Source organism: Streptomyces sp. NBC_01233, from assembly GCF_035989305.1.
Classification (GTDB): Bacteria; Actinomycetota; Actinomycetes; order Streptomycetales; family Streptomycetaceae; genus Streptomyces.
Map to the genome: position 1 here is coordinate 10,097,275 of NZ_CP108514.1, position 25,418 is coordinate 10,122,692.

25 protein-coding genes and 2 pseudogenes are annotated in these 25,418 nt (G+C 70.7%); 14 read left to right on the forward strand and 13 right to left on the reverse strand.

What is annotated here, in order from left to right:
- Positions 1–158 precede the first annotated feature (158 nt).
- From OG332_RS46575 to OG332_RS46595, 5 genes and pseudogenes are all read right to left on the reverse strand, one after another.
- Entirely contained in the window at positions 159–935 is a 777-nt protein-coding gene (locus tag OG332_RS46575) for a peptidoglycan recognition protein family protein (protein ID WP_327411524.1), read from the reverse strand.
- 355 nt (positions 936–1,290) lie between these two features.
- Positions 1,291–1,731, reverse strand: coding sequence for a hypothetical protein (locus OG332_RS46580; protein ID WP_327411523.1), 441 nt, complete (start codon positions 1,729–1,731; stop codon positions 1,291–1,293).
- Between the two features lie 157 nt (positions 1,732–1,888).
- Positions 1,889–2,635 (reverse strand): anti-sigma factor, encoded by a 747-nt coding sequence (locus tag OG332_RS46585; protein ID WP_327411522.1) that lies wholly within the window; start codon positions 2,633–2,635, stop codon positions 1,889–1,891.
- Positions 2,632–3,146, reverse strand: a pseudogene (locus OG332_RS46590) (sigma-70 family RNA polymerase sigma factor). Before OG332_RS46590 ends, OG332_RS46585 begins: the two are co-directional and overlap by 4 nt.
- 378 nt (positions 3,147–3,524) lie before the next feature.
- The gene (locus OG332_RS46595; protein WP_327411521.1) at positions 3,525–4,433 is read right to left on the reverse strand and encodes a DUF4344 domain-containing metallopeptidase; all 909 of its coding nucleotides are present in this window, start codon (positions 4,431–4,433) and stop codon (positions 3,525–3,527) included.
- A 199-nt stretch (positions 4,434–4,632) separates the two neighbouring features.
- Here OG332_RS46595 and OG332_RS46600 point away from each other — a divergent pair, with 199 nt between their 5' ends.
- From OG332_RS46600 to OG332_RS46630, 7 genes are all read left to right on the forward strand, one after another.
- Positions 4,633–5,733 (forward strand): LLM class flavin-dependent oxidoreductase, encoded by a 1,101-nt coding sequence (locus tag OG332_RS46600; protein WP_327411520.1) that lies wholly within the window; start codon positions 4,633–4,635, stop codon positions 5,731–5,733.
- A complete protein-coding gene (locus tag OG332_RS46605) occupies positions 5,730–6,383 on the forward strand; it encodes a CE1759 family FMN reductase (RefSeq protein WP_327411519.1) in 654 nt (217 codons plus the stop codon). Before OG332_RS46600 ends, OG332_RS46605 begins: the two co-directional genes overlap by 4 nt.
- A gap of 121 nt (positions 6,384–6,504) precedes the next feature.
- Positions 6,505–6,975, forward strand: coding sequence for a flavodoxin family protein (locus OG332_RS46610; RefSeq protein ID WP_327411518.1), 471 nt, complete (start codon positions 6,505–6,507; stop codon positions 6,973–6,975).
- Between the two features lie 146 nt (positions 6,976–7,121).
- A complete protein-coding gene (locus OG332_RS46615; RefSeq protein WP_327411517.1) occupies positions 7,122–8,015 on the forward strand; it encodes a CPBP family intramembrane glutamic endopeptidase in 894 nt (297 codons plus the stop codon).
- Between the two features lies 1 nt (position 8,016).
- Positions 8,017–9,345 carry a sensor histidine kinase gene (locus OG332_RS46620; RefSeq protein ID WP_327411516.1) on the forward strand — a complete coding sequence of 443 codons (1,329 nt, stop codon included), beginning with the start codon at positions 8,017–8,019 and terminating at the stop codon, positions 9,343–9,345.
- Positions 9,297–9,941, forward strand: coding sequence for a response regulator transcription factor (locus tag OG332_RS46625; RefSeq protein WP_327411515.1), 645 nt, complete (start codon positions 9,297–9,299; stop codon positions 9,939–9,941). Before OG332_RS46620 ends, OG332_RS46625 begins: the two co-directional genes overlap by 49 nt.
- 239 nt (positions 9,942–10,180) lie before the next feature.
- Entirely contained in the window at positions 10,181–11,251 is a 1,071-nt protein-coding gene (locus tag OG332_RS46630) for a hypothetical protein (RefSeq protein ID WP_327411514.1), read from the forward strand.
- A 105-nt stretch (positions 11,252–11,356) separates the two neighbouring features.
- Here OG332_RS46630 and OG332_RS46635 read toward each other — a convergent pair whose 3' ends face one another.
- Positions 11,357–11,683: a hypothetical protein gene (locus OG332_RS46635; protein ID WP_327411513.1), complete on the reverse strand. Its 327-nt coding sequence runs from the start codon at positions 11,681–11,683 to the stop codon at positions 11,357–11,359.
- A 190-nt stretch (positions 11,684–11,873) separates the two neighbouring features.
- Entirely contained in the window at positions 11,874–12,413 is a 540-nt protein-coding gene (locus OG332_RS46640) for a GNAT family N-acetyltransferase (RefSeq protein ID WP_327419059.1), read from the reverse strand.
- Between the two features lie 127 nt (positions 12,414–12,540).
- On the opposite strand from OG332_RS46640, the gene OG332_RS46645 reads away from it, so the two are divergent.
- The 3 genes from OG332_RS46645 (at position 12,541) to OG332_RS46655 (ending at position 15,443) form a co-directional block, all read left to right on the forward strand.
- Complete coding sequence (locus OG332_RS46645) at positions 12,541–13,251, forward strand: hypothetical protein (protein WP_327411512.1); 711 nt, start codon at positions 12,541–12,543, stop codon at positions 13,249–13,251.
- Between the two features lie 403 nt (positions 13,252–13,654).
- Positions 13,655–14,260 carry a hypothetical protein gene (locus OG332_RS46650; protein WP_327411511.1) on the forward strand — a complete coding sequence of 202 codons (606 nt, stop codon included), beginning with the start codon at positions 13,655–13,657 and terminating at the stop codon, positions 14,258–14,260.
- A gap of 127 nt (positions 14,261–14,387) precedes the next feature.
- Positions 14,388–15,443, forward strand: coding sequence for a hypothetical protein (locus tag OG332_RS46655; RefSeq protein ID WP_327411510.1), 1,056 nt, complete (start codon positions 14,388–14,390; stop codon positions 15,441–15,443).
- A gap of 187 nt (positions 15,444–15,630) precedes the next feature.
- On the opposite strand, the gene OG332_RS46660 is transcribed toward OG332_RS46655, so the two are convergent.
- The 4 genes from OG332_RS46660 to OG332_RS46675 form a co-directional block, all read right to left on the reverse strand.
- Entirely contained in the window at positions 15,631–16,104 is a 474-nt protein-coding gene (locus tag OG332_RS46660) for a hypothetical protein (protein WP_327411509.1), read from the reverse strand.
- Between the two features lie 222 nt (positions 16,105–16,326).
- Positions 16,327–17,028: a 2-phosphosulfolactate phosphatase gene (locus OG332_RS46665; RefSeq protein ID WP_327411508.1), complete on the reverse strand. Its 702-nt coding sequence runs from the start codon at positions 17,026–17,028 to the stop codon at positions 16,327–16,329.
- A gap of 334 nt (positions 17,029–17,362) precedes the next feature.
- Complete coding sequence (locus OG332_RS46670) at positions 17,363–18,121, reverse strand: MBL fold metallo-hydrolase (RefSeq protein WP_327411507.1); 759 nt, start codon at positions 18,119–18,121, stop codon at positions 17,363–17,365.
- A 112-nt stretch (positions 18,122–18,233) separates the two neighbouring features.
- Complete coding sequence (locus OG332_RS46675) at positions 18,234–19,211, reverse strand: GlxA family transcriptional regulator (RefSeq protein WP_327411506.1); 978 nt, start codon at positions 19,209–19,211, stop codon at positions 18,234–18,236.
- 304 nt (positions 19,212–19,515) lie between these two features.
- Between OG332_RS46675 and OG332_RS46680 the strand changes: the two genes are divergently transcribed.
- Together OG332_RS46680 and OG332_RS46685 are read left to right on the forward strand one after the other, a co-directional pair.
- A complete protein-coding gene (locus tag OG332_RS46680; RefSeq protein ID WP_327411505.1) occupies positions 19,516–20,247 on the forward strand; it encodes an SDR family NAD(P)-dependent oxidoreductase in 732 nt (243 codons plus the stop codon).
- Positions 20,248–20,977: 730 nt separating this feature from the next.
- Positions 20,978–21,144, forward strand: a pseudogene (locus tag OG332_RS46685) (NF041680 family putative transposase); the annotation flags it as partial.
- A gap of 25 nt (positions 21,145–21,169) precedes the next feature.
- Here the strand turns inward: OG332_RS46685 and OG332_RS46690 are convergent.
- Positions 21,170–21,772 carry a HalD/BesD family halogenase gene (locus OG332_RS46690; RefSeq protein WP_442816087.1) on the reverse strand — a complete coding sequence of 201 codons (603 nt, stop codon included), beginning with the start codon at positions 21,770–21,772 and terminating at the stop codon, positions 21,170–21,172.
- A gap of 113 nt (positions 21,773–21,885) precedes the next feature.
- Positions 21,886–22,089: a hypothetical protein gene (locus tag OG332_RS46700; protein WP_327411503.1), complete on the reverse strand. Its 204-nt coding sequence runs from the start codon at positions 22,087–22,089 to the stop codon at positions 21,886–21,888.
- A 650-nt stretch (positions 22,090–22,739) separates the two neighbouring features.
- On the opposite strand from OG332_RS46700, the gene OG332_RS46705 reads away from it, so the two are divergent.
- Both OG332_RS46705 and OG332_RS46710 read left to right on the forward strand, forming a co-directional pair.
- On the forward strand, positions 22,740–23,492 hold the full coding sequence (locus tag OG332_RS46705) for an ASCH domain-containing protein (protein WP_327411502.1): 753 nt from the start codon (positions 22,740–22,742) through the stop codon (positions 23,490–23,492).
- A 308-nt stretch (positions 23,493–23,800) separates the two neighbouring features.
- Positions 23,801–25,417: an IS1182 family transposase gene (locus OG332_RS46710; RefSeq protein ID WP_327419058.1), complete on the forward strand. Its 1,617-nt coding sequence runs from the start codon at positions 23,801–23,803 to the stop codon at positions 25,415–25,417.
- Position 25,418 lies beyond the last annotated feature (1 nt).

The window sequence follows — 25,418 nt, forward strand, 5'->3', positions numbered from 1 at the left end:
ACCCCGAATCCACGGGCTGCCGGGCGGGCCCGGCCATGCCGTGCCCGCCACCCGGAATTCGCCGGCCCGGAGGATGAGCCGCGGACCGCGGTGTTGACGCGTGCCGCTCCCGGCCGCCGCGACGGGGGCCGGCTGTTCGGTGCGGGCGCCGCCTTCGGTCAGGGCAGGAGGCCCGCCGGAAGGTATTCCGCGTAGGCCGTGGCCGGCGGGTTCGAGGCCTGCCGGACCAGGTCCCACACCCGGTCCGACTCCGGATCGGCCTCCGGGTCCTGCAGGGGCGTGCCGAGGCGGGTGGCGACGTCCTCGCGGAGGGCCGGGAGCAGGGCGTAGAGGCGGTCGCCGGGGCAGGAGGTGGCGTTGAAGTCGCGGTGGCCGTAGATCTCGGAGGCGGGCAGGCCGTACTGGCTGCAGATGTGGGCGCACAGGTCGGCCAGCATCGCGTACTGCGCCGCCGGCGGGGCCTGCGAGGTGTACGTGCCCTCGTTCTCGATGCCGATCGACACCGTGTTCTGCCCGACGCAGTGCGCCGCGCGCACCTGCCGGGTGCCGGCGCGCAGCTCCGCGAGGCTGTTGTGGCGGCCCTCCAGCACGAAGGCCCCGCGGCTGATGGTGAAGTGCTGACCGGTGTCGATCCAGCCCTGCGCGTCCATGTGGTACGTCTGGATCGCACGGGCCAGGGCGAAGGCACGCTGCTTCGAGTAGTCCGTCACGTTCGCCGTCGCCGTGTGGTGGACGATGATCCGCTCCGGGCGGTTGGCCAGGACGACGACGGGCTCGGACGGGGCCCGCGCACCCCAGGCGGCGCAGCCGATGACGTCGGGGCCGGCGGCGGAGTGCGCGCGCCCGGCCGCGGCGAGCGGCAGTGCCGCCGCGGCGGCCAGGGTGAAGCCGCCCGTGAGGACCGACCGGCGGGTGTGCAGTGCGGAGAAGGTCATACGGTGCCCGTTTCCGTAGGGGGCTGCCCATTGAAGGGACCCCGCAAGCACGGGTCGCGCAGACACACCGGGCCGCGGACGGACTGGCCCCGGCCGGCCGCGCCGCGAGGGGGGCCTCGTGCACCGCGAAGCCGTGCTGCGCACCGTCCAACTCCACCGGTTCGGCGGGCAGGTGGCGGCGGAGCCCGCACCGCCTGCGTCCGGGCAGATGGGGGACGGGTCTACTCACGGGCTGGTTACCGTCGGGCCTTGTTGCCCGAGCGAGCGGTTGCCGCCGTACCTGCCGGGAAAGGCGAGAGGGGCTCCGGGCGGTGCCCGGAGCCCCTGCGGGGCCCCTGCGGGCCAGGTGAACCGGTCACCACTTGTTGTGGCAGTTCCAGTGTCCCGGCACCCAGTGGGTGGCGTGGTGGCCGGGCACCCAGTGGTTCTGGGACCAGCCGTGGCCGTACCAGCCGGGGTGCCAGTGGCCCCGGTGGTCGTAGTGGCCGGGGTGCCAGGTGCCGTGGTGCCACTTCTTCTCGTAGTGGCCCTTGCCCCACGTCTTGGCCCAGTGCCCCTTGGTCCACGAGCAGCGTTCGTGATGGTTCGACCGGTGGTTCTTGTCGTCCCGGCGGTCATGCCGGTCACGGTCGCGGTCGCGGTCCCCGTTCGGAGCAGTGGCCACCGATGCCGATGCCGATGCCGGCGTCGAAGCGGCGGCGGCCGTGCCGGTGGCCGCGAGCGTGGCGCCGCCCGAGAGCAGGCCGGCCACGGCCGCGCCCGCGAGCAGGCTGCGGGTCCGCACGGAAACGGTCATGGGTCTCACCTCCTTCTGCTTCACGAGTGAGCGGATGCTCGGCCCCTGCTTCCGCAGGGGGCTCGTGAAGGGATTCAGTACCGTCCGCCGGAGGGATTGGAAAAGCATCAAACCGGCATATATGAGGACGCATCGTCGCCTTGGTCTGGTTCCCCGGTCAGGCGGGGAGGGGGAGGCGCAGCAGGGGACTGGTGGTGGGCTCGGGCGAGCCGCCCGCGGGTTCGAGGGTGAGACCGACGGCGCGGGCGTCTGCGGGATCGCCTTGCATGACGACGGCGCCGTCGCTGTGGACGAGGCCGGCGGAGCGCTTGGTGCCGTGGTCGTCGAACCACAGTTGGTAGGTCTTGCCGGCGCGCGGGACCGGCAGGCCGCTGCTGGCGAAGACGGCCTGGCCGCGCAGGGCCGAGGTGGTCACGGACGTGGTCGCTCCGGTGGTGGTGCGTCCGTGCACCGTCCGGGAGTCGGGGGCGGTCATGACGGCGGCCAGCTCCTGGGCCTGCCGGGTGGCCTGCTGAGCCTGCGTACGGGCCTGTTCGGCCTGCTGGTACTGGTACGCGGCGAGTCCGCCGAAGGCCGCGGCGGCGGCGATGCAGGCCGCGGCGGCGAAGGCTCCGGCCCTGCGCCTCAGGACTGCGGTGAGCCGGGCCGACGCCGTGGGCCGGGCGTGCGGGAGCGGCTGCGGGACGGTTTCGATGCGGTGCAGGACCGTCTGCCTCATCGGGGCGGGTGCGGGCAGGGCGGCCGCCGCGGCCAGGCGCGCCACCGCCGCCTCGAACTCGCCGACCTCCTGGGCGCAGGCTTCGCAGTGCCGGAGGTGTGCGGTGAAGGCGTGCAGTTCCTTGCCGGTGAGTGCGTCGAGTGCGTACGCGCCGGTGAGGGTGTGCAGGTGTTCGTCGTGTTTCATGTGGTCACCCCCATGCAGTCGCGCAGCCGGATCAGTCCGTCGCGCATCCGGGTCTTGACGGTCGCGAGCGGAGACCCCAGCCGGTCTGCGACCTCGCGGTAGGTCAGGCCCCGGTCGTAGGCGAGGGTCACGGCCTGGCGCCAGAGTTCGGTCAGGCTCTCCAGGCCTGCTCGCCCTCGAGCCGGCCCTCCACCTCTTCGGCGACCTCGTCGAAGAGCCTGTGCCGGTCGCGAACGGCGGTGGCGTGCTCGCGGTCGGAGGAGGCCCGGGCGGACCGGACGCGGTCCACCGCCCTGCGGTGCGCGATCGTCGCCACCCGCGTCATGACGGTTCCCTGCTCGGGGCGGTAGCGGGCGGCCTGACGCCACAGGTCGATCATCACCTCCTGCGCCACCTCCTCCGACTGGGCCCGGTCCCGGACGGCTTTGACGACGATCCCGAACACGGTGGCGCAGACCGCGTCGTAGAGGACGGCGAAGGCGTCCTTGTCGCCGTGACCGACCCGCTCCATCACCTCCTGCAGCCGCGGCCCGCCCGCGTCCGCACTCCGAAACCGCACGGGCTGTGTCACCGGCACCCCCTCGCGCGTCGCCGGGCGCCGTACCGCGGCCCGGCGCCGCGGCGGCCACGCCCGCCCTTGTGCCTCGCTGTCATCAACGGCTCTTTCGCCGAGAAGAAGGACCGGCCCCGTCCTGGGGCCGGCCATGGTGCCCCCTGGTCTCACCTCTTCTTCGTAGCGGGCATTTGTGCGGATTGCCCCGATCGGCAATGCCGCATCCCGCCCGTCATCCGATCGAGCGAAACCGGCATCCACCGCCCAGCCGCTGCACCTGCGCCACCGGGCAGGGCGCCGAGCGCTGCTCACGCAGGCCGCCGTCCGCGGGCCGGGCTACTTGAGGTACGGCTCAAGGAGCCTGTTCCATGACTTCCTGATCTGTTCGTACTCGTGCCGGCAGCCCTCGGCCCGAAGCTCCGGCAGTACACCCTCCGGGTTGCCGACGGCGATGACGACCGACTTGAAGGCGTCGGGGTCCGAGCCGTACAGCCAGCAGATCTCGTTGTAGAAGCGCTGCGCGCTGAGCGAGTGCTCGTCGGAGAAGAGGCCGGAGAGGTCTCCGGCCTCTTGCGCGTCGGCCAGGGCGCCCCATGCGTTGAGGGTGCTCACCGCGTAGTCGATGCGCTGCTCGCCGCCGGTGGCGAGCAGCAGTGTGGCGAGCTGGTCGACGGCGTCCTCCTCCTTGCCGGTGATCGGCAGGTCGTACATGTCGACCAGGCCGTGACCGAGCTCGTGCAGGAGCACACCGTTGGAGAACCCGATGATGTCGTCGTCCACGGCCCCGGCCCGCTCCGCCGCACTGCCGGAGCCTTCCCGGGCGGCCTGCTCCCGGAAGACGGGCCCGGTCTCGTCGACGAGCTCGTAGCAGTACGTGATGTCCCTCGCCTGCGGGTCCCAGGAGGCGTTCGCCCCGCCGCAGCTCTTCGCGATCACGGGCACGTCGTAGGACAGCGCGATCCGGTCGTCGACGAAGGCGGCGACGCGTTCCAGGACCTCGTTGTCCTGCAGGAACCTCTGGATCCGCCGGTCCTGGGCCGTCCTGCCGGTGTCGTACCGCGGGATGAGCCGGCCGTGGCCCGCCGAGGCGGACGCGGATGCCGGGACGGCCGGGGACTGCACGGCCGTCCTCGTCTTCGGGCCGGTGGGGCCGTTGCCGGTGGGCGAGCAGCCCGCGGCGGCGGCGATCACGGACACGGCCGCGACCGTGACGGCGCCCGCCGCCCGCATCCTGGCTGCTCTCACCGCTGTCACCCCTCGGCGCGGTACATCCTCCGTCACAGCCTGCTGCTGCGGTGCCGCCCCGGCCCGCGCATGTGCGCCGGCCGGGTGAAAACGCGGCACCGGCCGGCACGGGCGGCCCCGCACCGGATCGGGAATACCCCGGGCGCACCCCTCGTTCCGGAGTATGGTTGAACTGTAAACAATCTTGGGAAGGGGAGTCATGCAGTTCGGGATCTTCACCGTCGGTGACGTCACAGCCGATCCGACGACCGGACGCGTGCCAAGCGAGCACGAGCGCATCAAAGCGATGCTCGCCATCGCGCAGAAGGCCGAGGAGGTCGGCCTCGACGTCTTCGCCACCGGCGAGCACCACAACCCGCCGTTCGTCCCCTCCTCACCGACGACGATGCTCGGCTACATCGCCGCACGCACCGAGAACCTGATCCTGTCCACCTCGACGACACTGATCACCACGAACGACCCCGTGAAGATCGCCGAGGACTTCGCGATGCTCCAGCACGTCGCGGACGGCCGCGTCGACGTGATGACGGGCCGCGGCAACACCGGCCCGGTCTACCCCTGGTTCGGCAAGGACATCCGCGACGGCATCGACCTCGCCATCGAGAACTACGCGCTGCTGCGCCGCCTGTGGGACGAGGACACCGTCACCTGGAAGGGCAAGTTCCGCACACCGCTGCAGTCCTTCACCTCCACCCCGCGCCCGCTGGACGGCATCGCACCCTTCGTCTGGCACGGCTCCATCCGCTCGCCGGAGATCGCCGAACAAGCCGCCTGCTACGGCGACGGCTTCTTCCACAACAACATCTTCTGGCCCGCCTCCCACACCAAGCAGATGGTGAACCTCTACCGGCAGCGCTACGCCCACTACGGGCACGGCACCCCCGAACAGGCCATCGTCGGACTCGGCGGCCAGGTGTTCATCGCCAAGAACTCACAGGACGCGGTCCGCGAGTTCCGCCCCTACTTCGACAACGCACCCGTGTACGGCCACGGCCCGTCCCTGGAGGAATTCACCTCCCAGACACCGCTCACCGTCGGCTCGCCGCAGGAAGTCATCGAGCGAACCCTGTCCTTCCGGGACTACGCCGGCGACTACCAGCGCCAGCTCTTCCTGATGGACCACGCGGGCCTCCCCCTCAAGACCGTCCTGGAACAGCTCGACCTGCTCGGCGAAGAGGTCGTGCCGGTGCTGCGCAAGGAGTTCGCGAACCTGCGCCCGGCCGGCGTACCGGACGCGCCCACACACCCCGCCCGCGTGGCGGCGGCCCAGCAGAACCCGAAGGAGGACAGGCAGGCATGAAGCTCACCGTCATATCGGCCGGCCTGAGCTCGCCCTCCTCCACCCGCCTGCTCGCCGACCGGCTCGCAGCCGCGACACTCGGCCACGTGGACGCCGAGCCCGAAGCGATCGAACTGCGCGACCTGGCGACCGAGATCGCCCAGCACTTCGTCACCGGCTTCCCGCCCGCCCGACTGGCCGCCGCACTCGACGCGGTGGCGGCCGCGGACGCCCTGATCGCCGTCACACCGGTATTCGCGGCCTCGTACAGCGGCCTGTTCAAATCGTTCTTCGACCTCATCGACAAGGACGCCCTCACCGGAAAGCCGGTGCTCATCGGCGCGACCGGAGGCACGGCCCGGCACTCCCTGGCCACCGAACACGCTCTGCGCCCGCTGTTCACCCACCTGCGCGCCCTCGTCCCGCCGACCGCCGTGTACGCGGCCTCGGAAGACTGGGGCGAGGACGGACTGGCGCAACGGATCGCCCGCGCGGGCGCGGAACTGGCGCGCCTCATGGCGCCCGCCGCCCGGGACGCCGCCCCCGACCTCGACACCGCCAACGCGATCGCACCCCGTTCACTGACAGGGGCCATCACCTCGACGGATCCGGCCGCCGGCTTCGAGATCGTGCCCTTCGCACAGCGGCTGGCCGCGCTACGGGCCGAGTAACCGCAGCCGCTCCGGAACCAGCCCTCCCTCGGCACACGGATCCCGTCACAGCGCGGGGCTGTCACATCCGGAAGGTCTGCCCGGTCTCTGCTGCGGAAGGCGACAAACGAAGGGGACGCGGATGAAGACTCTGCTCGTATGCACGTCCGTATCCCACGGCAACACCCGTCGCGTGGCGCAGGCGATGGCCGACGTACTCGACGCCCGCGTGGTCGCACCGCAGGAAGTGGAGGTCGCGGCCCCGGCAGGCTACGACCTGGTGGGCTTCGGCTCCGGTGTCTTCTCCCAGCGGATGCACCCGGACCTGCTCGGGTTCGTCCGCGCCTTGCCGGCGTCGTCGGGGCTGGCCTTCGCCTTCGCCACGAGCGGCCTGCCGCAGCTGCCGCTCGCGCCGTTCACCCGCCCGTTGGTACGGCTCCTCCAAACCAAGGGCTTCGCGGTCGAAGACACCTTCACCTGCCGCGCCTTCGACACGTGGACGCCGTTCAAGCTGATCGGCGGCATCAACAAGCAGCGTCCGAACGAGGACGACTTGACCGCCGCGCGCGCGTTCGCCCAAGCACTCAAGAACCACTCCACCACCACAGCCTGACCCGCCACCCGCCCTCGAGAGGGGGTGTACCTGGATACACCCCCTCCGGCACCCACGTGCAAGGACGGCCCCGACCCCAACCGGCAGAGTCGAACGCGGGGCGTGACAGCCACGCCCCCAGCGATCCACGGGGGAGGCCGGGCACCATGCCGGACCACAAGCACGAGCACAAGCAGGGGCCGGACCACAAGCAGCGGCAGGGGCAGAGGCAGGGGCGAGCACCGCGCAGCGGATGGGCGGCTCAGACAGGGGTGTTCCTCGCCGTCGCCTTCCTGGCGGCGGGACTGTGCGGGGCCCTCCAGCCCGCGACCGGCATACCCGCCGAAGTGCTCCAACTGACCCAGTTCGGCCCCGCCCTCGCCGTGGCAGCCGTGGCACTGCTGTGGCCCGGCCGGATCCGGGACCGCCTCACGGGAACCCTGCCCGCCCGCAGCAACGGACCGGCAGACCACGAGGCCCGGCCGCCATCCGGCAACCGGGCCGCCCTCCTCCTCACCCCCGCCCTGATCACCGCACTGTCCGCCGGCGGCGCCCTGCTCACCTCCGGCTCCCTCCCCGTCATCCACCCCCAAGCCCTCGCACACCCCCTCACCCTGCTCGTGACCGCCCAACTCATCGGTGCCTGCGCCGAGGAGATCGGATGGCGCTGCTACCTCCAGCCACTGCTGCGCACCCGCTTCGGCCCGCTCACCGCCTCCGTCCTGGTCGGGACGGCCTGGGGCCTGTGGCACGTACCGGTCCTCACCCAGGAGCCGGCCTACGCGGCCGGATTCCTGACAGCCACCATCGCGATGTCCGTGATCCTCGGCCTGGCCCTGGAACGCGTACGCGGCAACCGGCTGCTCCTCGCGGGCGGCTTCCACACCCTGGTCAACCTCGGCATGCTGTACGTGACGGACGAGACGTCCCCGGCAACAGCGCCGATGGCGTTCTTCGGCGCCGCCTGCCTGGCCGCAGCACTCCCGTGGATCGCCTCCGCCCGCCGGGCGGCGACCACGCCGGATAGGATCACCGCCGCAACAGCGCACGGACCGCGCTGACATGACGGAACCACAGGTGGACATGGCACAGGCAGACAGACGCCCCGGCAGCAGCCTCAAGGGCGCGCTCGCCGACCTCGGCCGCTGCCAGCTGCTCTCGCTCGCCGCGCTCGCCGTGTCCGGGGCCGGCACCCTCGTGGTCGGGGCGCTCCTCCTCCTGCCCGTCGGCATCGGCCTCCTCCTGCTCCCGCCCGCCGCAGCCGCCCTGCGCCGCATCTCCGACCGCTACCGAGACTGGGCCGCCCGCTGGACCGCAACCGCGATCAGCCCACCGCAACCGCTCCCACCCCGCCCGACCCCACACGAGAACACCACCGGCCGCCACCGACAGGCCCGCGCCCTCCTCGGCGACAACGGGTTCTGGCACGACCTGCGCTGGGCCTGGGCAGAGCCGTGGACGGGCGCACTCCTCGCCGCCGTGCCGCTGGCCCTCGTCGAGTACGGCCTCTTCGGCGCCGCCGTACAGCCCTTCGTCTGGCGGCACCTGGGCGACGGCAACTGGTACGCCTTCATCCCGGTCGACTCCACCCCGGCGATGCTCACCGCGCTCCTGCTCGGCCTCGGATTCATCGCCGCGGGACTCAAGCTGGCCCCCGCCACCCTGCGACTCCACGCACGCTGGAGCAGACGCCTGCTCGCCGCCCCCCACACCACCGAACTCGTCCGCCGCATCGAACACCTCGCAGGATCCCGCGCCGACATCCTCGACGTCCAAGCCGCCGAACTGCGCCGCATCGAACGGGACCTGCACGACGGGGCACAGGCCCGCCTCGTCGCCCTGGGCATGACCCTGGACGAAGCCACCCGGCTCCTCGACCGCGACCCCCCGGCCGCCCGCGCACTCCTGCACGAGGTACGCGCCACCTCCCAACGCGCCCTCCAAGACCTCCGCGAACTCGTCCACGGCGTCCTGCCCCCGATACTCGCCGACCGCGGCATCGGCGACGCCGTCCGCTCCCTCGCCCTCGACAGCCACCTCGACGTGCACATCGAGACCGCCCTGCCCGGCCGGCTCCCGGCACCCGTGGAATCCGCCGGCTACTTCGCCGTCGCCGAACTCCTCGCCAACGCCGCCAAACACTCCGGCGCCCCCGAGGTCCACATCCGCCTCAGCCACACCGACGGCGCCCTGCGCGCCACGGTCACCGACGCAGGCCGCGGCGGCGCCGACCCCGACGGAAGCGGACTGCAAGGCGTACGCCGCCGCCTGGACCCCTTCGACGGAACCCTCGTCCTGCACAGCCCGCCGGGCGGCCCGACCACCGCGACCTTGGAGATACCGTGCGCGTCGTCCTCGCCGAAGACCTCTTCCTCCTCCGGGACGGACTGACCCGCACCCTCCAAGAACACGGATTCGAGGTGATCGCCGCAGTCGACAACGGCCCCGCCCTCCTCAAAACACTCCTCGAAGAACAACCCGACGTCGCCGTCGTCGACATCCGCCTGCCACCCACCTTCACCGACGAGGGCCTCCAAGCCGCCCTCGAAGCACGCCGATCCCGGCCGGCGCTGCCCGTCCTCGTACTCTCCCAGTACGTCGACCAGCTCTACGCCCACGAACTGCTCGCCGGAGGCCAAGGCGCCATCGGCTACCTCCTCAAGGACCGGATCACGCACACCACCCAGTTCGTCGACGCAGTACGCACCGTCGCCGCAGGCGGCACGGTGATGGACCCGCAGGTCATCGCACGGCTGCTGGCCCGCAGCGACGCCCGGGGCACCACCGCCCAGCTGACACCGCGCGAACTGGACGTACTGGCCCTGATGGCCGAGGGCCGCTCCAACGCAGCCGTAGCGCAAACCCTGTTCATCAGCGAAAGCGCCGTCGCCAAACACACCGCCGCCATCTTCACCAAACTCCGGATCGAACCATCCGCAGACGACAACCGCCGAGTACTGGCCGTCCTGGCCTACCTCAAACGGTAGCCACCGACCCGCTGCGGTTCCCGCTCAAGGACGTCATCCGCGCACAGGCCACGGTGGCGAACCCGACGTGAGCCGGGCCGCTGCCACGCACCACGGAGACGGAGACATGCGCACCAGCCGCGGCGATGGCTCCGGGCGCCTCCTTCACCAGCGGAAACGTATTTGCGACAGATCACGCTCCCCGTCCATACTCCCGTGTCCCCCCACCTGTTTCGATCACTCCTATCGGGGCTCCAACCGTGGAAATCGCACGCATCGTCGTCATCGGGCTCGCCATCACCGTGGCGGTCGTCTTCTACCGCCGCACCACCGGCGACGTACCCGGCCGCACTTCGTCCCGTGCCGCCCGGAAGTCCGGACTCCTCCCGCAGTCCAGGCAGAACACCGGCCGCGCGGCGCCCGACCCCGAGCTGGAATCGGCCGCCGCCGCAGCCGCCCGGGGCAGTTGGGAGCCGGCCGCGCGGCTGATGGCCGAGACCAGGAAGCGCGGCGACTGGGCACGCCGCTCCTCCTACGCCGCCACCCTCGGCTCCCATCGAGCCGCCCGCCCCGACAGCTGGCTGCACACGTGGGAGGCCGCAGTCGGGCCGGACGACGCCGACCTCGCTCTGGTGCGGGCGAAGGCGATGGTCAACCTGGCCTGGCACCGGCGCGGCAGCGGATGGGCCAAGCACACCAGCGCCGAACAGTTCGCCGGATTCCACACCACCCTGGCCCGCGTACCACAGGAGAACGCACGCGCGGCCGAGCTGAACCCGGACGACCCCACGCCCCACGTCAACGAGATATGGGCGGCACTGGGCCTCGGCTACCCCGAAGAGCACATGCACCGGATCTGGAAGGAGATCACCACCCGCGACCCGCACCACTACGACGCGCACTACGCGGCGCTCCAGTACTGGTGCGCGAAGTGGCGCGGCTCGCAAGAGCGCGCCATGTCCTTCGCCCGGCAGGCAGCAGCCGACGCACCGCCCGGCAGCCTGCTCACCGCGCTGCCCCTGATCGCCTGGTACGAACACCGCGACACGGACGCGAACACCGCCGACTTCCGGTCACCCCACCTGACCTCCCTGGTCGACGCCGCCCTGGCCGACGTCGCCGCAGCCCCCTCGAACCATCCGAACACCGCCGAGCTGCGCCACCTGCTGGCCTACTTCCTGACCCGCCAGAAGCGGTACGATGCGGCGCTGACGCAGTTCCGCCTGGTCGACGGCTACGTGGGCGCCCTCCCGTGGAAGTACTGGACCGATCCGGCGGCGGCGTACTGCCACTGGCGCGACCGTGCGGCCCACCGAGCCCGCCGACGCTGAACCCCCGGCTTCCGGCGACCACCGGTACGGCACACCGGCTGCCCCCGCGGGAACCAGCTCATCACCCCGAGCCCGTGCCCGCCAGGACATTCTGCAGGGGCTGGCTCACGACCGTTTCGCAGTGAGCTTCCCGTCGGGAGTGAGAGTGAAGACGGTGCGGTGCATGATGCTGATATCGCGGGCCGTCCTGCCGTACGCGTTGAGGTCGATCCCTTCGGCCTTGCCCCAGTCGATGCGGGCTTGAGCGGCACGAGACCAGGTGCTGACCCTGACGTGCGTCGACCAGCCGTCCCTCTCTTCGTCTCTCCAGTCTCCCCAACTGCTTTCCGGGAGGAGGCCCGGAGTCTTGCCCTGGGAGAAACACAGCCCGGTGAAAGCGAACAGCGCGGCAGCCAGAACGCCCAGGGCTGACGCGCGGGAGCGGCGGCTCATCAACGGCACGGTACGTCCCCTCACGATGCGGATGGAACAGCCAGGCCGTGGGCCCGCCCGTCCGAATGCGGCAAGTACAAGCAGTTCGAGGCTCAGGAACCAGCGCCCAGAGCGACCACGGTGCCGCCCCGGCTCGGCCCCCATGGTTCCTCGGATGCGTGCGGTACGTGCTCCCCCACGGGCTGACGAGTCATCCCCGCGGCGGCCAAGGGGATGGGGCGGGCGCACGCCACTCGTCTTCGAGGACGGCGAACACGTCGGAGTCCCGCCAACCATCCCGGATCACAGCGGTATGACGATGACGTCCTTCCCATGTCATGCCGAGCTTGCCGAGAACCCGTGCCGATCCGAGGTTGCGCGGGTCACAGGTGGCATAGATGCGGTGGAGCTCAAGTTCCTCGAACCCGCGCGCCAGCAGTTGCCTGCCGATCGCCGTTCCGACGCCCTGCCCCCAAACCCGCGGATGCACCGCATAGGTGATCTCACCTTGACGCTGCCCTCGGCTCCGGACGTGAAGCTCCCCGATGCCGACCACCTCGCCATCGACACGCGCTACATGAGCGAACCGCTGCCCAGGCGTATGCGACCAGGCCTCGACCGCGGCCATCACGAAGACGCGCGTCTGCTCTTCGGTGTTCGGTCCCCACGTCTGGAAGCGGCAGACCTCGGAGAGGGAAGCCCAGGAGTGGACAGCCCGCCAGTCTGCGAACTCGATCCCGCTCAAGGACACCGAATGCCGAGCCACGAGCTGATCTTGCCAGATACAGCCGCGGCTCCGACCTCCCCGTTCAAAAAGAGGCACTGAGTGATCGTCACCTCGGACATCTGCCCTCTCACCCCACCGCTACCTTCCTCGTATGGGACGAGCCGACCTCCTCAGCAACCTCGCCGCGAGCGGCACCGACACCACCCCCGAGACCCTCGCCGAACTCGCCACCGAACTCGACGTACCGCCCGCCGACCTGCTCGTCATCGCGGGCCACCCGGTCCCGGCGGAACTCCTTCCCCCGAAACGCGACGCCACGATCACAGAGCAGTTCGCCTACCGCGTCAGCCACTGCGACCACGCACAACTCGCCTCGCTGGAGGACTTCGTCCGCTCGCTGCCGCACCTCGACGCCCCGGGGCCCTTCGTGGAACCGACCTCGCCGTACCCCACGCCCGCCGAGAGCGGTCCCGCCGCCGTGTTCAACGGGCTGCTCCGCAACCGCGGCTTCGGCATCAAGGAGCTCCCCTTCGCGGGACTGTCCCGCAGCACGCTGCGCGCGATGGTGTCGGACTGGGGGCCGACACCGCACAGGCGCTACCAGCTCTGCGCGATAGCCGGCCCGCTGGGCTGGCGACTGCCCGATCTGTTCGCCGTCGTAGGCGAACCGTACTCACCGGACTTCCGCCCAGCGCACCTCTGCCGCCACGTCGGGCGGGTGTTCACGGCCGCCGTCCCCTTGAGCACCACCCAGCTGATCGAGTGCGCCCAAGAGGCGGACCGCCTCAGCGCACGTGAGAACCACGGCGTGTGGCATCCCGTCTCGCAAGGCTCCGTCGCAGAATGCCCTGACCATCCCTGACAGTCAGGGCGCGCATGCCGCTCGCCGCAGCCTGCCCGGGACTGCGCCTCCCCGCAGGCCGACCACAGACGTCCCGGCGGCAGGCGCGCGGGCGCGGTGGCCCGTTGGGCGGCGCTGGATCCGCGCAGTGAGCTGACCACCGATCATGCGCGCCTGGTCGCCCGGGCTCCGGGTACGTCGTCGCGAACAGTACGGAACCGGGGGAGCGCAGATCCGCCGCCCTGAACGCTCCGCCGGCGCTGCGCCAACCCGGCAACGTGTCGCAGACGTGTACCCACGGACACCAGAGGAAGGGCCGGGTCCGACGTACGGTCGAGCAACCGGCCGAGCCTTGCCGCCAGCACCGCACACCTGCGGCCGGGGCCGGCCCTCCTCGACGCCATGACCGGAACAGGAGCACCCGATGCTTCTCTACGCCCAGACCCCAGCACGGCGGAACCGCCAGATCCTCGCGGACCTGATCGCCGTAGTCCTGATCGTCGCCGCGGTGAAGTTCGCCCTGGCCGTCCACGGCGCGATCATGCTGCTGGCCGAGCCGGGACGCAAAGTGGAGAGCTCAGGCGAAAGCCTCGCCACCGCCCTCGACGACGTCGGCGACACAGCCTCGAACGTGCCGCTTGTCGGCGACCTCCTGAAGAAGCCGTTCCAGTCCGCAGCCGACGCCGGCACCGGGCTCGCCGACGCAGGACAGTCCCTACAGGACACCGTCAGCCAGGTGGCCACCCTGGCCGCAGTCGCCCTGATCGTCCTCCCCGTGGCCTTCGTACTGCTGCTGTGGCTCCCCCTGCGCCTGCGCTGGATCCGCCGCAGCGCCACCATCCGACGCCTCCTCGACGCACCCGGAGGCGCCGACCTGCTCGCCCTGCGCGCCCTCACCGGACCGCCGGGCGACCTCTGCGCGATCTCCACCCCGCCCGGCGGCCTCGCAGACGCCTGGCGCCGCGGCGACCAGCAAGTCGTCGCCGCCTTGTCCGAGACCGCACTCAGGCGAGCGGGCTTGCGGCCCTGACCCACCCCGAACGCGCCGCCCGCGCCCGCGCGGACGCCGCCTGCATCGCTCTTCCCGGCCCGTTGCCCACCCTTGCCGCGCGGAGCGGTTCGGGATGAGGCGGCGCCCGCCGCCGGGGGAGGAGCACATGCGCAAGCGGCACGACTACGGCGCGGTCGTTCCCGTCTCCCGTGTACGGAAGCCGCGCCGCAGCGCCCGCCCCACTCCGGCGCCGGTGGGCCTGCACCGACCCGGCATCCGCCCGTCCGAACGCGCCCGGATCTCGGCCATGGCCGAGGACACCCTCGGGGAGCGCGATACGGGGGCCCGCGCCCGGTCGCGGCATGGCCGAGTGGACGGGTGCGGACAGGACTGGACAGCCCTCGCCTTCGCTGGGCATGGAAGGTGGACACCACCCGGCAGGAGGCTGTGCGCCATGAACCTCGGACGCACGAAGGACAAGGCGGCCGCAGCCTCGCGGACCCCCGCCCCCCACGCACCGTCCGCCGTTTCCCACCCCTTCGCGCGGCCCGTCCTGAGCCTGCACGCACATCCGCTCCTCACCCCGGAGATGTCCGCCATGACCAGTACCGCCACCCTCCCGCCGGCCGACGCCGGCGCCCCTGCGACCCGCCGATCGAACGAGGTGGACAACCGTGCGGCCTACGCCAGCTTCGGACTCGCCTACGTCCTGGGCCACGGCGCCGCCGCAGCCTCCCACGGCGACACCCCCGTGCTCGGCCTACCCGGCTGGCTCCCCATGACGCTCCTCGGGATCGGGCTGGCGACCGGCATCGCCCTGGCCACCATCGCCGCGCTGCGAGCCCAGCGCGGGGCCACCGCACCAGAGCTCCTCTCCGGCAGGCTGCTCGGCACCGCCTGGATCGCCGCCTTCACCGCGCTGGCCCTCGCCATCACCGGCCTGACATCCGTCCTCGACGCACCGGAACTCCAGTCCGTCCTGTGGCCCGCCGGATCAGGCCTCATCGTCGGCCTCCTCTACCTCGCCGAAGGCGCCGTACGCCGAAACGTGCTGCACTACGGCCTCGGTGTCTGGCTCGCCCTGACCTCCGCCGCGGCACTCTCACTCGACGCCCCCGGCCCCTCCTGGGTCCTCGCCGTCGCAGGCGGCGGCGCCTACTCTCTCGCCACCGCTCTCGAACGCCGCCGCCTGCGATCCCTCGCAGGACCCCCGCAGAACTGACGGCCCCCCTGCGGACCGGCGCAACGATCGCGGTCCGTGTCCTCACTCCTCTCCCCAACCTGCCGGAGAGCCGGCCGTGCCTACCGCGAGGCCTTCGACGACGTTGTCCGGCGGGATTCGACACCCACCGACGCGTTGGCTGTTCCCCATCAGTCAGTCAGTGCTTGCCGGCGAGGACTTGCCTGGTTTATGGATTGCCGGGGCAGTCGGCCTCGGTCCAGGTCGCGACGAGGTCACGGCAGACGACGGCCAGTGAGCCATTCCAGAACGCGATCTCGTGGCTGCAGCCATTCTGGTTGGGCAGGACCTCGTCGAGGATTACGGTCCCGAGGTTTCCCCCATTGTCGTCCTCGGCGCTTTCGGCATTGAAGCCGGAGACGCCTGTGTAGTGGATGACCAGGTCTTCGTCGTGCTTCCAGCAGTTGTGCCGGAACTGGATCTCCATCTGCTGGTCATCAGCGCCGACACCCCGAATGTGCTGGAGTTCCAGGTCCTTCACGCACCGCTTGCCGGAGAAGTCGTAGTGGTCTGGGGCAGTGGCGAAGTCCCGGGCTCCGGTTGGCAGATCGTCAGCCAGCGAGGGCAGGTGCTCCAGGTAGCGAGCAGGGTCCAGGAAGTTTGACAGGTTGCCGACCTGTGCATCCAGATTGATGTACTCCATCGTCCTTCGTTCCCGCTCGTGGCTGTGTTGGCCGACGCATCGTCGCACGCCCTCCAAGCCGTGTCGGCCCGGAGATTCACGCTGCCGTACTCAGCTCTGAGCCGCGACGGGTTTGGCGCCGACCTTGTGGTGTGCGGGTCGGGCGTAGGGGGGACACGCAGTTGACACTGCATCCCCGGGAAGGTGCCCGCTCTCAAGGATGAAAGCAGGCCTTACCAGCGATCAGACCGGGTCCTCGCCGCTCAGCGAAGGCACAGCGCGTGGACGCAGGACCATGAGCGAGCCTTCCAGCGTCGCCACCATGGCAAAGGGGAACCGGTCGAGCTCAAGACAGAGCGCAACGTCATCGGGATGGACTCCTTGGCGCACCCTCTCCGCCAGTTCGGCCGCGGCGCGCGACTCGGCAGCGCGGCGGAGGAACCCAGCAGCATCCGTCGCGGCCTCGGTGGCTCTCCGAGCGATGTACTGAGCACACGCCAGATCTTCCTCGGCCTGCCCATTTTCGCCGGTCACCACGAACGTGACGCTGTCGCTCGCGCGCGTCCGCAAGAGCCCGGCCGTTGCCTGCGCCACCACGAAGCTCGCGCACAGCACCAGCGACGCGTCCTTCACCGCAAGGGCGCCGACCGTCCCTGCCGTGGTCTTCTGCACAACGGTCCGTCCGCCAAGGTCCATGGACCGCAGCATGCCCGGGGAGTTGACGGTGTCGAACCCGGGCGCGGGCGGACCGTCTTTGAGCGCCACCCAGTCCGGGTGGCGGGCCTTGAGCGCCAGGGCCCCGTCCAGCGACTCAGCAAGAACGATCTTTTCCGCCCCCTGGGCGAAGGCCCAGGCAGCCACGGTGAAAGCACGCATGACGTCGACTACGACCGCCACGGGCGGGGCTTCGACCAGATCGGCGATGCCAAGGAAACGAGTGTCCATTCCGCTCATGATCGCGCATGCCCGACCCAAGGCCCCCGGAGAGTGATGTGCGTTACATCGACTGCGCGGGACGCTGCCGCCAAGCCGCCTCCCGCCGACGTACAACGGTCGAGACTGCGCCGGCGTCGAGCGCCTGGATGGTGTCCAGTGGCCGCGCATGCTCGGTGAGCAGCCGGCACCCCTCGGCGTGGACGGTGGCAGCCCGCCGCGGGTGCGGCCGTCCAGCAGCCGTGCCCACCGACCGGCGGCGCCGCGACAGCGACCCGGCGGTGGTCGTGGAGGGGGCCCCGGTTCTGCGACAGGCTGAAGCTGCGCCGTCGCAGCCGTGCGTCGGTCAGACTCCGACGTCATCGGTGCGGACGGCGAGGCGTCCGGCCGCTTGGCGGCGGGACAGTCGGCGGTGCTCCCGGGCGGCCCAGGAGCGGACCCGGTCGGGTTCCAGCGGCGAGCCGTGACCCACGTGGAGCCGGCCGGGGTTGAGGGCGAGCATCTTGTGCAGGCTGGCGAGGTTGGCCAGCGGGTCGTCGTGGAAGGGAGGGTTGGCCGGCCTGCCCGGGAGGAGACCCATGAAGGAATTGGCCACCAGGTCACCTGCGACGAGGTCTCCCTGGTCGGTGAGGACGGAGATGGATCCCGCGGTGTGTCCGGGGGTGGGCATGATGCGCGCCGCGATCCCGAAGTCCTTCAGGTCTGTCTCACCTCGTACGAGGACGTCGGGTTCCAGCGGTTCGGCCTGGATGTGGAGGTTCTTGTTCCTGGCCATGAGGCGGCCCATGGGGCCGGTGGGCAGATACGGCTCGCGGACCCGACCGGTACGGAACGGGCCGAGGTCCGCGATATGGCCGGCCACGGGTGCCCCGGTCAGGCGGTGCAGTTCCGCGGCGGAGCCGAAGTGGTCGATGTGGCCGTGGGTGATGACGATCAGTGAGATGTCGGTGGGGTCCACACCGTGCGCGGCGACCTGCTCGTGGATCTTTCTCCCGCTGCCGGGTGTTCCCGCGTCGACGATGACGGGGCGCCGGCCCAGCAGGAGGTAGGCGTTGATGTTGTGGCGGCCCATGACCGGGATGGGGATGACCTTGGTTCGGGGCATGGTGCTCTCCTCGCGGTTCGTGTTGTGCGGCGTGCCGCTCGTACGGGCACGCCGGTGTTCCGCCCCTGCGGCGCTGCGCGGGGGCGGTGACTGGTCGGGTTCGGCGTGGGGGTCAGCGGAAGCGGCGGCGGTATTCGGCGGGGGTGGTCCCCAGGCGACGGCGGAAGGAGCGGTGCAGGCTTTCCACCGAGCCGAGGCCGCTGGCTGCGGCGACCTCTGCCAGAGGGCGGTCGCTCTCCTGGAGCAGTCGGCGAGCGGCCTCGAGTCGGGCGGCCTCGACGTAGGCGGCCGGGGTGGTCTGCGTACGCCGGCGGAACAGCCGGTTGAAGTGGCGCACGCTCAGGTGGAGGCGTGCAGCCAGGGCTTCGGCGGAGAGGTCGCCGGTGAGGTGCTCGCCTATCCACAGGCGCAGGTCGTCGATGCGGTCACCGGCGGCGGTGGGGCCTGCGAGTGGAACGCTGAACTGACTCTGGCCACCAGGGCGTTTGACGTACATGACCATCATCCGGGCGGTGGCGAGGGCGAGATCGGCGCCTTGGTCCTCGGCGACCATCGCGAGTGCCATGTCCAGCCCCGCCGTGATGCCGGCGCAGGTCCACACGCGGCCGGCGCGGATGAAGATCGGGTCCGGGTCGACCGTGACTCGCGGGTGGGCGGCGGCCAGTTGCGGGGCCGTGAGCCAGTGGGTCGTGGCGGACAGCCCGTCCAGCAGGCCTGCGGCGGCCAGCAGATGCGCGCCCGCACAGATCGAGCCGACCCGAGCGGTCCGGGGCGCCGCCTCACGCAGCCAGCCGGTGAGCTGGTCGTCGAGTACCGGCTCCACGCCGTCGTCCCTGACTGCGACGGCACCCGACACCAGCAGGGTGTCCATCCGGTCGAGGGCCTCGTCCAGTGTGAGGTCGGCGATCAGCCGGACACCGCTGGATGTGGTCACCGGGCCGCCGTCGGCCGTCGCGATCCAGACGGTGTAACCGGGACGGCTACTGCCGCCGACGCGCGTGGCGACCGAGAAGACCTCGGCAGGGCCTGTGACGTCGAGCAGCTCGACTCCGGGGAAAGCCGTGATGACGACTCTGTGCGGTGGAAGCATGCCCTGATCCTTTCGCCGCGCTTCCGTGTCCGCAATGACGAGGTTCTGTCAGATCAGGCCCTGCATATCGCAGCACCACGTCCACCCCCATCCCCCTGGCGCGACCGAGGCCGCCCGTCTCACGCAGCGGACCACCGTCGACGTGGCCTCACCCGCCTCCGCAACCGAGCACACCCTTGCCGCACGAGCAACTGCGTGCCCAGACTGGCTGGTGTGGCGACCATCGAAGCGTTATACGGATTAGCACGAGCGCGGTGCAGCTGCGGCGTCCAGGTGATCGAACTTCGACGAAGGAGCCAATGCCATGCTGCTGGAGAACAAGACCGCCATCGTCTACGGCGGCGCTGGTGCGATCGGCTCCGCGGTCGCCCGCGTCTTTGCCGGCGAAGGCGCCACGGTCCACTTGGTCGGGCGCACCCACGCACCTCTGGCGGAGCTCGCCGGCACCATCACCGAATCCGGGGGTCGCGTCGAGACCGCCACGCTCGACGCGACCGACCGCGCCGCGGTCGAGCAGCACGCCGAAGCCGTCGCCCGACACTCCAGGGGGATCGGTATCGCCTTCAACGCCACCTCCAACGACGACCTGCAAGGCACCCCGCTGGTCGACATGGCCGACGAAGACGTGCTGCGCCCCGTCACCAAGGCGGTCACCACCCACTTGACTCTGGCCACCGCCGTCGCCCGCCATATGATCCCCCGCCACACCGGAGTGATCCTGGCCATGGGCGGCGGCCGAGAAGCCATCCCCGGCCTCGGCGGCTCCCACATTGCCTGGTCCGCCCTCTCCGGTCTGTGCCGCCAGCTCGCCGGCGAACTCGGCCCGCACGGCATCCGGGTAGCCTGGCTGCTCTCTCCCGGCTCGCCCGATCCGTCCAACCCGCCCGAGGACGACCCCGAGGCGACCGCGACCCTGCTCCACCGCCGGCCCCGTCTCGAAGACGTCGCCTACGCCGCAGCCTTCCTCGCCTCCGACCGCGCCCCGACCATGACCGCCACAGAGGTCAACGTCACCGGCGGCGCCGTCGTCGACTGAACGCACTCGCCGAGCCGCCCCCGTCTCACATCGCTACGAAACCCTCGCCCCCCCCGGGTGACGATCCGACTTTCGCTCCCTGAGCTTGTCCTTCGAGGTCTGAGCCTGCGCAGAGCATTCGGACAAGAAGGTGTCCGTCTCCCGTATTACAGTCACGGCTCGTGACCGATGCTGCCCACCGCACTGCTGCGGATGATGACGCACTGCTGGAGCGGCTGCATGCCCTCGCGAGGGGTGCGGAGGGCGTGGTCCCCTCCTCTGGCTGCCTCCCGGAGCAACCGTTCCCCCCGCTCGCGATGGCCGAAGTAGAGCGCGCGGAACACAAACTCGGTTATCGGCTACCCCCATTGCTCCGGCGCATCTACACCGAGATCGGTGACGGCGGGTTCGGACCGGAGGGCGGCCTCGCATCGCTGACGCCGCGCCGCGTTCCGCACTGGCATCTGCCGGACTGGCCGTGCGCGACCGCCATCCGCGCCGAGCGGCCAGGGTGGGGGCAGTCAGCGTCGTGGTTCTTCCTGACGGGCGGCGGCTGCACCATGGAGTGGTACGTCTCGCTGATAGCGGTTGATCACCCGGTGCTGCTTTGGGATGCCGACGGCTGGGAACCGGATGGGGGCCAGGATCCACACGACGGCCTGCGGTACGCGACGCCGTCACTGCGCCAGTGGCTGTGGACCTGGGCAGACGGGGGCAACGTGTGGGATGAGGTGCTGGCACGACCCCACGCCGCTGGCAGGCGTTCCTCCGGCGCTTCGACCTGGCGCACACCTTCCGCCTGTTCAGACAGACCCTCGGATGGACCCACCCCTGGTTGAGGGAGCCCGAAGGCGCGGCCCCTGGACCTGGCTGATCACCGCTGCCCACACCCAGCTCCGGCTCGCCCGCCCGCTGGCACGGACCTGCGGCGTGAAGAGCAGGCTCAGTCGTAGAGGAGGGAGGCGGACGAGGTGGTCGCGCCTTGGCGGCCGGGCGTGGTGTAGGCGAAGTTGAGGACGGTGCGCCGCAGTCCTGGACGCTCCAGCGGGGTGACGCGGTGGGCGGTGATGTCGCTCCGCAGGAGGTAGCCGTCGGCGGGCCTGTGGTGCGCGCGCCGGGCGCCGGGCGCGTCGAGGGCGCCGAGGTTGCCGCGGCCCGGGTGGAACTCCAGCAGTCCGCCGTCCGTGTGGTGCGGTGGGGCTTCCAGGAAGAGGACCAGGGCGAGCGGGTAGTCGTCGGTGTGCGCGCCGTGGGTGTCCCCGGGGCGGTGCAGGACGTTCAGGACGTGCCGCTCGACGGGGTCGTGCACGGCGACGACCGCCTCGCCCAGGAGCGAGGAGAGCAGCCGCATCAGGTCCCGGTCCTGGTAGAGACGCGTGATCACTGGTGAGGCGCGGGCGATCTGGTGTCCGCCGAGCGTGGTCGGTGATGTAGCGGATCGAGTCGACGATGCGGTGCCGGGGCCATTTCTCCGGGGCGCCGCCCTTCGGGGTCTGGCAGGCCGGAGTCGGGAGGAGCGCCTTGAGCAGGGCCCATTCGAGATCACTGGTGTCGGAGGGGTAGCGGTAGTGGGGCAGCCGCATGACGGTGCAGGGCCGCGACCGGTGGGGTGGGGCCAGCTGATGGGCGGTCGCGGCCCGTTGCCTCTCGTACTCCGGTTTACTCCAGGCTGGCCAGCAGCTGAAGGGTGGACTCGATCGCACCCATCTGCGCCATGACCGTGCGGATGTAGGGGTCGTTCGGGGTCTTCTCCTGATGCGGGAGGAGGGTTCCGGCGATGAAGTTCTCCACCCGATGGTGGACGGTCTCGAAGAACGCCCGTTCGTAGCGATCCCGGCTCACACTGCCGATCGTCTCGGGCATCCGGACAACCACCCCGCGGGCTCTGGCGCGACACCATTTCATGCCGCCAACTCGCCCTGAGGACCCATTGCTTCGCACCATCTGACGCCCTCCGGCCGTCCGAAAGGGCGTGTGGCCCCGGCGCGAGAAGCAGCCCTATGGCCCCAGCATGCGCGGTCTCACATCCCGCGCTGCTGCGTGCGCGTCTATGCCAGGCCCGTTTGCGACAGGCGGGAGAACAGTGCGTTGCCGAGGAAGCACGTTCAACGCCAACGGTCCAGGACACTCCACACTCCGGGCAGGTGGCAGCCCTGGCACCTTGCACCGCCCGGGCCCTCGCGCCTGCCCGCCGCATCCGCCGCCAGTGCCGCGAACGGCACACCGACGTGCAGAACACCGCCGCCGCCTTCACCCTCGGCATCAATGGGCCGCCACAGCCACGGCAGAGCCGCGGCCCGGGGTCGTCGTCCGTGACCACGACCAGCTTCAGCCAGGGCGCTCCATCCCTGCCCACGGGACCACCATGGGGGCCCAGTCAAGGCAAGCCGAAATCCCGTGGAGCCCACTTGCATGGCGTGGAATGATCTTGGCGACTGCTGACGAAAGGGAAGGCTGAAAACGTGTACGTACCGTCATCTGCACGAGCTCTCGATGATGACGAGCGTGAGCTCGTGGAGCTGGCACGCCGCACGATAGACGCGCATACCGACGCCGGGCCCGACGAAGACGGGATCCACACGATGGGCGCCGCGGTCATGGCCGCCGACTACCGGATGTTCGCCGGCGTGAACCTCTACCACTTCACCGGCGGACCCTGCGCCGAACTCGTGGCTCTGGGAGCCGCACGAGCCCAGGGCGCCCGCCAGATGCGCTGCATCGTTGCCGTGGGAAACCACGGGCGCGGGGTCATCGGCCCGTGCGGGCGCGATCGGCAGGTCTTCGTGGACTACTACCCAACCATGCGCGTCATCGTGCCCACGCCCGCGGGGCCCAGGTCCGTTCTCGCCGCCGACCTGATGCCGCTGACTCAGCGATGGACCCCGGAAGGCATGAACGGTCTCGACCCATCGCTCTACCAAGACCCCGAGACGGCCGGTCCCCCGATCATCCGGTTCAACCCCCGCTACCTCGAAGACGTCCGCTCCGGCGCCAAGACCAAGACCACCCGCTTCCGGGACCCGGCCCAGCTCGGGCCGGCACGGCTGGTGTTCGAGAGCGACCCCGAAGTCGTCCTGCCGGCAGAGGTGACCGGCATCAGGCACTGCCTGGTCAGCGACCTCACCAACCAGGACGCCCAAGCCGAGGGGCTGACGACCGCAACCGAACTCCGGGAAGGCCTCAAGGGCCACTACGCAGATCTGGCGGGAACCGACGAAGTCGACGTAATCACCTTCCAGATCAACGACAAGACAGGCGTCGCTTAAACCGCGGAGGCACCAGCGACGACTGGGCCGCAAGGTGACGACGAGCACGGGGGCCCCGTCGCTTCGGGCAGCCCCGCCCGAAGCGACAAGCCCCTGACCGCACTCAGGCGCAGCTTCTGAGCTTGACTCTGTCGGGGATCTTGGGGTTTCCCGGCGCGACAGCGTGATCAGGGGGCAAGCTCGGGTCGTTCCGTTGACCGATGCAGTTGTCGAGGTGCCCGTTGTCGCTCCGTCCCCGTTCCGGTGAGCAAGTCCCGTCTCTGACCTCGCAGATCGCGCGGGCGAGCAACCCGGGCGGTACGACGGCGATGTGGGTGAGAGACCGGCTGGACGGGCTGTGGTGCGATGAGGACTTCGCGGGCTGGTACCCGCGCGACGGACGCCCCGGCATCTCGCCCGCCCAACTGGCCACCGTCTGTGTGCTGCAGTTCCTGCTTGGTCTGTCGGACCGGCAGGCAGCGGAAGCGGTCCGGTGCCGCATCGATTTCAAGTACGCGCTGGCCATGGATCTGGACGATCCCGGCTTCCACCACAGCGTGCTGGCCGACTTCCGCGAGCGCCTCGCCCAGGACGACCGCGCCGACCGTCTGCTCGACCTCGCGCTCGCCCGCCTGAAGGAGGCCGGACTCGTACGCGAGCGCACCACGCAGCGCACCGACTCCACCCACGTCCTGGCCGCGGTGCGCGACCTGACCCGGCTGGAACTGGTCACCGAGGCCGTCCGTGCCGTGCTGGAAGAAGTCGCCGGCACCGCCGGGCACCTGCTGGACGATCTGGTCGATGAGGAATGGGGGCGCCGCTACGGCCGCCCGGTCCGCCTGGGCAAGAACCCCACCCGCCCCAAGACCAGGATCCTCGCCACCGGCAACGACGCTCTCCGGCTCCTGGAACGCCTCTACCAGCACGGGGCAGACCGAGCGTCCGGCCCCCGCGTCCAGGCCCTGCGCCAGATCATGGTGCAGAACTACTACCGCGACGCCGCAGGCCGCCTGCTCTGGCGCACCGACGAGGACGGCGGGCCCGGGCTGCCGCCCTCGTCCCGGGCGATCGTCTCTCCCTACGACACCTCGGCCCGCTACGCACGCCACGGACACATCATCAGCTGGAAAGGGTTCTCCGCTCACCTGACCGAGACCTGTGCCCCCGACGCCCCCAACGTGATCACGGACGTGGCCACCACCGCGGCCACCACGCACGACAGCCAGGTCCTGCCCGGCATCCACACCCGCCTGCACCACCGCGGCCTGCTGCCTGCCGAGCACCTCGTCGACAGCGGCTACACCTCCCTGGTCCACCTGGACCAGGCCGCCCGACAGCACGAGGTCACCGTCACCGGGCCGCTGCCGGGCAACCCCACCCGCCAGCACCGAAGGAACGAAGGCTTCAGCCGGGACGACTTCCACATCGACTTCGACCGCCGACAGGTGACCTGCCCCCAGGGCCAGGTCAGCCGGGGCTGGCACGGCCCCTACCCGACCTCCTCGCCCACCGCGGCCCCGCTGATCGTGGCACGGTTCACCAAGGGCCAGTGCCGGCCCTGCCCGGTCCGCGCCCAGTGCACCACCTCCCGAGAAAGCGCCCGCAACGTCGGCTTTCCCCCACGCGCACTCCGCGACCCGCAACTCCGCGTCCGCACCGAGCAACAGACGCCCGAGTGGAAGACCCGCTACGCGGTGCGCTCCGGAGTGGAAGGCACGGTCAACGAGTTCGTCCACGGCCACGGCATGCGACGCTGCCGCTACCGAGGACAGGGCAAGGCCCACCTTCAGCACGTTCTGACTGCCATCGCCGTCAACATCGAGCGCCTCAGCGGACTGCCACCGACCGGGGAAACACACCCACCCCGCCAGCCGACCGCCTTCCAGAACTACCTCGATCAGCACGAGATCCCCCGGCTGAAGTCCTGGCGAACCCTCGGCAGCTGAC